4 protein-coding genes are annotated in these 6,657 nt (G+C 74.4%); 1 reads left to right on the top strand and 3 read right to left on the bottom strand.

The features are described 5' to 3' along the window. Positions 1 to 600 (bottom strand): MerR family transcriptional regulator (locus ACGFMK_RS43620; RefSeq protein WP_392776100.1); only part of this gene is annotated, 600 nt, incomplete at its 3' end. Between the two features lie 124 nt (positions 601 to 724). Between ACGFMK_RS43620 and ACGFMK_RS43615 the strand changes: the two genes are divergently transcribed. Further along, positions 725 to 2,845, top strand: coding sequence for a tetratricopeptide repeat protein (locus tag ACGFMK_RS43615; protein WP_392776097.1), 2,121 nt, complete (start codon positions 725 to 727; stop codon positions 2,843 to 2,845). Between the two features lie 435 nt (positions 2,846 to 3,280). On the opposite strand, the gene ACGFMK_RS43610 is transcribed toward ACGFMK_RS43615, so the two are convergent. After that, positions 3,281 to 5,245: a VWA domain-containing protein gene (locus ACGFMK_RS43610; RefSeq protein ID WP_392776096.1), complete on the bottom strand. Its 1,965-nt coding sequence runs from the start codon at positions 5,243 to 5,245 to the stop codon at positions 3,281 to 3,283. Beyond that, positions 5,242 to 6,639, bottom strand: coding sequence for an ATP-binding protein (locus ACGFMK_RS43605; protein ID WP_392776094.1), 1,398 nt, complete (start codon positions 6,637 to 6,639; stop codon positions 5,242 to 5,244). The genes ACGFMK_RS43610 and ACGFMK_RS43605 overlap by 4 nt, the downstream gene beginning before the upstream one ends. Positions 6,640 to 6,657 lie beyond the last annotated feature (18 nt).

Raw genomic sequence — 6,657 nt, 5'->3', positions numbered from 1 at the left:
GACCCGGCCCAGCATCGCCCGGTGTTCCTCGGCCAGGTCCATCGCCGCGGCGCTGTCCGCCGCGGCCCCGGCGTCGAGGACGGCGTTCAGCCGGCCCACCCAGTCCTGCCGGGCCGCCTCGCCCGCGGCCAGGTCCTCCTTGGACGGTGCCACCGCGCCCTGCCACTCGGGCGTGTCGCCCCACCGCTGCGCGGCTTCCTCGGCGTACCCGTCCGGCTCGGTGAACCCGCCGAACACCTCGAACTTCTCCTCGGGCGTCAACGCGTTGCCCATGGCTCTCGCCTCCATCACACGATCGACGGCCGCGACCATCCGCCCGAGCTCGCCCATCCGCGTCACCAGCAGCTCCCGCTGCCTCTTGAGGTGCGCGTCGGCGTCGATGCCCGGGTCGTCGACGAGGGTCGCGATCGTCTCGAGGGGAAACCCGAGCTCCCGGTAGAACAGGATGCGCTGCAACCGGTCCAGGTCCTCGTCGTCGTAGCTGCGGTACCCCGACGGCGTCCGCCCGCTCGGGCGGAGCAGGCCGATCTCGTCGTAGTGGTGCAGTGTCCGGACGGTGACCCCGGCCAGCGCGGCGACCTTGCCCACGGGATGTCCCATCGTTCCCCTCCTCTGCGGCCCTGTGGCCCTTGCGCAGACCACGGTGGTGCCTCACGCCGCGTCAGGGTCAAGCGTCACCCTTCCGTAGCCGCCGCCCGGCCGCGAGCGCGGTTAACCTTGCTCGATGAAGGCCCTGGTCACGGCGCTCGCCGCCCTCGTCCGGCCGCGCCGGAACCGGGCGCCGGGGACGCGGGTCGTGCTGGGCCGCGTCCCGGCCGAGCCGTCACCGTACGTACGGCGTGGCCCGCTCCTGGCCAAGATCGACGAGGCTTTCGGCGAAGGCGGGTTCTGCGTCCTGCTCGGCGCGTGCGGAGCCGGGAAGACCCACCTCGCCGCCGCGTACGCCCGCGCCGCCGCGGAAGCGTCCACTGTGGTCTGGGTCGCCGACCCGGCGGACATCGTGCTGTCCTACGCGGAACTGGCCCGGCGGGCCGGGGTGGCCGGCCGCGTCGTCGACGCCGAGGCGGCCGCGCGCGCCGGGCTGGCGTGGCTGGACGCCGCGGACCGGCCGGTTGTGGTGGTCGACGGCGCGACCGACCCCGACGCGCTCAACCGCTGGCTGCCCGCGCGGGCCCGCGTGCTGATCACGACGACCGTGCCGGACTTCGAGATCCTCGGCGGCACCGTCGCGGTGAGCGGGTTCGACGAGGCCGAGGCGATCGGGTTTCTGGGCGTTCGGCCGGGCCGTGACGACGGCGCTCTCGAACTGGCCCGGGAGCTGGGCTGCTTGCCGCTCGCCCTGGCCCAGGCCGGCGGCGTGCTCAAGCGGCGGGGCACCGACTTCGCGTCCTACGTCGAGAATCTGCCCCACGCGTCACCTTCCGTGCCGGAGCGAGAGCCGGGGTGCGTCGAGGACACCGTGCTGGAGGCGCTGCGGCTGGTCGTGGCCCGCGACGGGCGGGCCCGCGGTGTCGCGGAGTTCCTGGCCCTGCTCGCCCCCGGCGTCCGGCGGGAGCGGGTGCACCGGCTCGGGCCCGACCCGGTCGCGGTGGACGCCGTGCTCGGGGCGCTGGCGGAGGCGTCGCTCATCGGCTTCGACGTCCGCGGCGAGACCGTCACCATGCACGACCTGACCCGGCGGGCGCTGCTGGGCCGGCTCCACGCCGAGGACCGCCTGGCGGCCGCGCTCGACCGGACGTGCGCCGTGCTGGACGACTGGCCGGCCGTCCCGGACCTGGCCCGCCACGTGAGCGCGTTGTGGCCGCACTTCCGTGCCCTGCTCCCCGCCGATGCGACACCGCGGCTGGCGCGCGTCATGCGGCTGCGACGCCGGTCGGTGCGCGCCCTAACCGCGGCCGGCGCGTTCGCCCGGGCCCGCGCCCTCGGCCGCGAGGTGGTGGCCGACCACGACGCCTACCTGCCGTCCCGCCACCCCGGCACCGAACGAGCCGTGCGAGCGCTCCGGCAAGCGTGCCTCGCGAGCGAGCGGGGCGCCGAAGCCGTGACGCTGTCCGAGCGCGTCCTCGAACGGCGCGTACGGGTGCTCGGTCCCGACGCCGAGGCCACCCTCGACGCGGGTGAGGCCCTGGGCTTGGCCTGCGAGAGCGCCGGGCTGCTCGGCCGCGCGCTCAAGGTGCACGAGACGAACCTCGACCACGCGGCGCGGGTCCTCGGCCCGGACCACCGGATCACGCTGCGCTCCCGTGCCGGCTTCGGCCGGGCGCTCCGGTCCGCCGACCTCGCCGGGGTGGCCGTGCCGGTGTTGGAAGAGAACCTGCGGGAGCACGTCCGCGTGCACGGCGCGAGCCACCCGGCCACGTGTGCAGCGCGGGAGGACCTGGCCCGGACCTGTGCCCGTGCGGGCCGGGCCGCGGAGGCGATCACGCTGCACGCCGCCGATTCGCCGTGGCTGGCGGTGGCCTACCAGGAGGCCGGTCGTCTCGACGACGCGATCCGTCTGCTGCGGCGGCTGGGTTCCGAGCCCTCCGAGGATCTCGAAACCGTCCGGATCCGGCTGTTCCTGGCCCGCGCGTTGCTGGCGGACGGGCAGTCCGCGGAGGCGCTGGAGCTGTTCGAACGGACGGTCCGGGACCGGACGAGGCTGCTCGGCCCGGACCACACGGCCACCCTCAACGCCCGGCGCAACCTGGGCCTGGCGCAGGGCCCGGCCGGCCGGGAGACGCTCACCGCCGTCGCCGCGGACTACCGGCGGGTGCTGGGGCCGGCCCACCCGTACACCCGGCAGGCCGTCAAGGATCTCGCGGAACTGCCTGAGCCGGGATCGCGGCGCCGGCAGCGCAGGTAGCCGCAGAGTAGCGGCGCGCGGATCACCGGCCAGGCGAAGCCACCGCGCGACCGGGGCCGCGCCCGCAACCGACCCGCCGATCGGCCCCGCAGTCACCCCGTCGCCGATCGGCGACCGCGGAGCACCACCTACCATCGGTCATCGGTGCCGGGTGCGCTGCGGGCCGGATCGGGAGAGCCTCCCAGTACCGGCCGGCAGCGCACCCGGGTCACCAGCCGCGTGAAACACCGCGTGGACCCGGGCCCCGCCGCAACCGGCCACCCCACCAGTCCGGCGGCCACCAGGCCGCCATTCAACAACTGCGGAGCACCGCCGAAGAGCGGTCAGCGGCGCCGGTCGACAGCCCCGCGAAGCCGCCCTCCGACACCAGGCCGGGTCGCGCGCCGCAGCCACCAGATCGCCGTCCAGTGACCGCGGAGCACCACCAGACAGCCGTCAGCGGCGCCGCGTGCGCAGGTAGTCGCCGACCACCGCGGCGCCCAGGCCGTCCAGGTCCGGAGCCACCACCCGGCCGCCCGAGCGGCGGGCGATGACGTCCACGAACGCCGTCAGCCTCGGGTCGTCGCCCAGGCGGAAGACCGTCACCGAGGCGCCCAGCTTGGCCAGGCGGTCCACTTCGGACAGTGTCTTGTGGAGGGTCCGCGGCTGGGGCGGGTAGTCGAAGACCGCCTCGCCGTCCGGTTCCAGGTGCGCGGTCGGCTCGCCGTCGGTGACCATCAGGACCACCGGCTGCGCGTCGGGATGACGCCGCAGGTGCTGGCCGGCCAGCAGCAGCGCGTGGTGGGCGTTGGTGCCCTGCTCCCACGCGCCCTCCAGCCCGACCAGCTCCGGCAGCTCCACCGACGTCGCGTAGCGGCCGAAGGTGATCAGCTGCAGCGCGTCGTTGCGGAAGCGGGTGCTGATCAGCTGGTGCAGCGCCAGCGCGGTGCGCTTCATCGGCAGCCACCGGCCTTCCTGCACCATCGACCACGACGTGTCGACCAGCAGCGCCACCGCGGCGCGGGAGCGGTGCTCGGTCTCGACCACTTCGACGTCCTCGACGTCCAGCCGGACCGCGCTCTCCCCCACCGACACCGTGCGCAGCACGGCGTTGCGGATCGTCCGCGGCACGTCCCAGGGCTGCATGTCCCCGAACCGCCACGGCCGCGACGCGCCGGTCGGCTCGCCCGCCGCGCCCGCCGACTCGGTCTCGCGGTCGCCGGTCTTGCCGCGCAACGCGTTCACGATGTCCGACAGCGCCGTCTCGCCGAGCCGCCGCAACGCCTTGGGCGACAACCGGAGCGTCCCGTCGGCGGCGCGTTCGAACAGGCCCTGGCGGCGCAGCTCACGCTCCAGTTCGGACAGTCGCCGCGCGTCGACGCCGGCGTCCTTCCCGAGCTGGCGCTCCAGCGCCTCCAGGTCGATGTCCTCCAGGCTCGCCCCGGGGTAGGACTGGCTCAGCTGCTCGGCCAGCGCGTCCAGCTCGGCGAGATCCGCCATCGCCTGGGCGCCTTCGCCCATGCCCAAGGGGTTCTTGCCGCGGAAGCGTTCCGACGACGTCCAGTCCTCGCCCGGCCGCGCCGCGCGCAGCTGGGCGTCCAAATTGGACAGCTGCTGCGCGAGCCGCGGGTCGCCGAAGGCCTGCTGCGTCAGCTCGGCCAGCTCCGCCCGCTGCTCGGCGGACATCGAGTTGAGCATCCGCTGGGCCGCCGCCGACCGGGCCGCGAGGGCGTCGATGAGCTCTTCGACGTTCTGCGGGTTCTCCGGGAAGAACTCGCCGTGCTTGTCCATGAAGCCGTCGAAGCGCTCCTGGATGTCCTCGGCGCCCTGGGCGTGCGCGGCCAGGAGGTCGTTGAGGTCGCCGAGCATCTCGTTGATCCGCTCGACGTCCTCGGGCCCGGCGTTCTGCAGCGCCTGCTTCATGCCCTGGAACCGCGACTCCATCAGCTCCTGGCCGAGCAGGTCGCGGATCTTCTGGTAGTTCTCCCGGCCCTGTTCGGAGCGCCAGTCGTACTCGGACAGCTCGTTGACGGCCGCGGCCGTGCCCGGCGGCAGGGCGTCCAGCTGGGCCTCGCGGAAGCGGGCCTCGTCGTCCGGGTCGGGGAACAGCTCGCGCCGCTCGGCGTCGAGGGCTTCCTGCAGCAGGCGCTGGACCTCCCGCAGGGTGCCGTCGAGGTTGTTGCGCCGCTGGATGCGGGACCGTTGCTGCCACAGGCGCCGGGTCAGCTCGTCCAGGCCCGCGGTGCGGTCGGTGCCGCGCCGGAGCAGTTCCTCCAGCGCGGCGCGCGGCGACGAGCCGGCCATCACGTCGCGGCCGATCTCGTCGAGCGCGTCCCGCAGGTCGGCCGGGGGCGCGAGCGGGTCCGGCCCGTCGTGCCACGGGCCGTAGGAGTAGCCGTCGGGAAGCGGGACCGCGGTCATCGGCCGTAGACGGTCGTCGTGTCGTCGGAGTCCTTGGCGAGCCGTCGCGCCAGGAACAGCGATTCGAGGGCGAGTTCGACGGCGGCCGCGATCCGCCCGGCGGGCTCGTCCGCGCCGACACCGGCCCGCTCGGCCACCTGGTGCAGCACGGGCAGCTCCGGCAGGGCCTTGAGGACGTCCTCACCCGGCACGCGCTCGCCGGTGGCGACCAGGTGGCCGTCGGCGACCGCGTCGGCCAGCGGACGCAGGTCGAGCCCGGCGAACCGCTCGCGCGCGGTCTCGGCGATGCCCCGACGCAGCAGGTGCACCAGGTGCTCGACCTCGCGGCCTTCCTCACCCGGCTCGAACTCGATCTTGCCGCGCAGCACCGAAGGCACCGCGTCGAGGTCGACCGGCCGGGCCACGGCGGGCTCTTCGCCGGTCAGCGCCGCCCGTCGCAGGGCCGCCGCCGCGACCGTTTCCGCCGCCGCGACGGCGAATCGCGCCGACACACCGGAGCGCTGGTCGATGACCGGCGACTCGCGCAGGTTCCGGACGAACCGGGCGATGACCTCCAGCAGCGGCTCGCCGACCTCGGCGACCAGGTGGGCCTCCTGCCGGACGACGGCCACCTCGGACGCGACGTCCAGGGGGTAGTGCGTGCGGATCTCGGCGCCGAAGCGGTCCTTCAGCGGGGTGATGATCCGGCCGCGGTTGGTGTAGTCCTCGGGGTTCGCGGTGGCCACGAGCAGGACGTCCAGGGGCAGCCGCAGCGTGTAGCCGCGGACCTGGATGTCGCGCTCCTCCATCACGTTGAGCAGCGCGACCTGGATGCGCTCGGCGAGGTCGGGCAGCTCGTTGATGGCGACGATGCCGCGGTGGGCGCGCGGGACGAGACCGAAGTGGATGGTCTCGGGGTCACCCAGGCTGCGGCCTTCGGCGACCTTCACCGGGTCGACGTCGCCGATCAGGTCGCCGACCGAGGTGTCCGGCGTCGCCAGCTTCTCGGTGTAGCGCTCGGACCGGTGGCGCCAGGCCACGGGCAGCTCGTCACCGAGCTCGGCGGCGCGGCGGATCGACGCGGGCGTGATCGGCTGCAGGGGGTGTTCACCCAGCTCGGAGCCCTCGATGACGGGCGTCCACTCGTCGAGGAGCCCGGGGAGGGTGCGGAGCAGGCGGGTCTTGCCCTGGCCGCGTTCGCCGAGCAGGACGACGTCGTGGCCGGCCAGCAGCGCGCGTTCGAGCTGCGGCAGCACGGTGCGGGAGAACCCGACGATGCCCGGCCAGGCGTCTTCGCCGTTCCTGAGGGCGTTCAGCAGGTTGTCGTGGATCTCTTGGGCGATCGGGCGCGGCTCGTACCCGGCCGCGCGCAGGGCCCCGGCGGTGCGGGGAAGAGCGTCTGGAACTGCGTTCACCCGTTCGACGCTACTGCC

Origin of the sequence: Amycolatopsis sp. NPDC049252 (assembly GCF_043197175.1) — a bacterium.
GTDB lineage: Bacteria > Actinomycetota > Actinomycetes > Mycobacteriales > Pseudonocardiaceae > Amycolatopsis.
This window is presented reverse-complemented; position numbering and strand designations above follow the sequence as displayed.

Excerpts from the sequence above, each read along its gene's own strand:
- ACGFMK_RS43615 (WP_392776097.1), top strand. The coding sequence starts at position 725 with ATGAAGGCCCTGGTCACGGCGCTCGCCGCCCTCGTCCGGCCGCGCCGG.
- ACGFMK_RS43610 (WP_392776096.1), bottom strand. The coding sequence starts at position 5,245 with ATGACCGCGGTCCCGCTTCCCGACGGCTACTCCTACGGCCCGTGGCAC.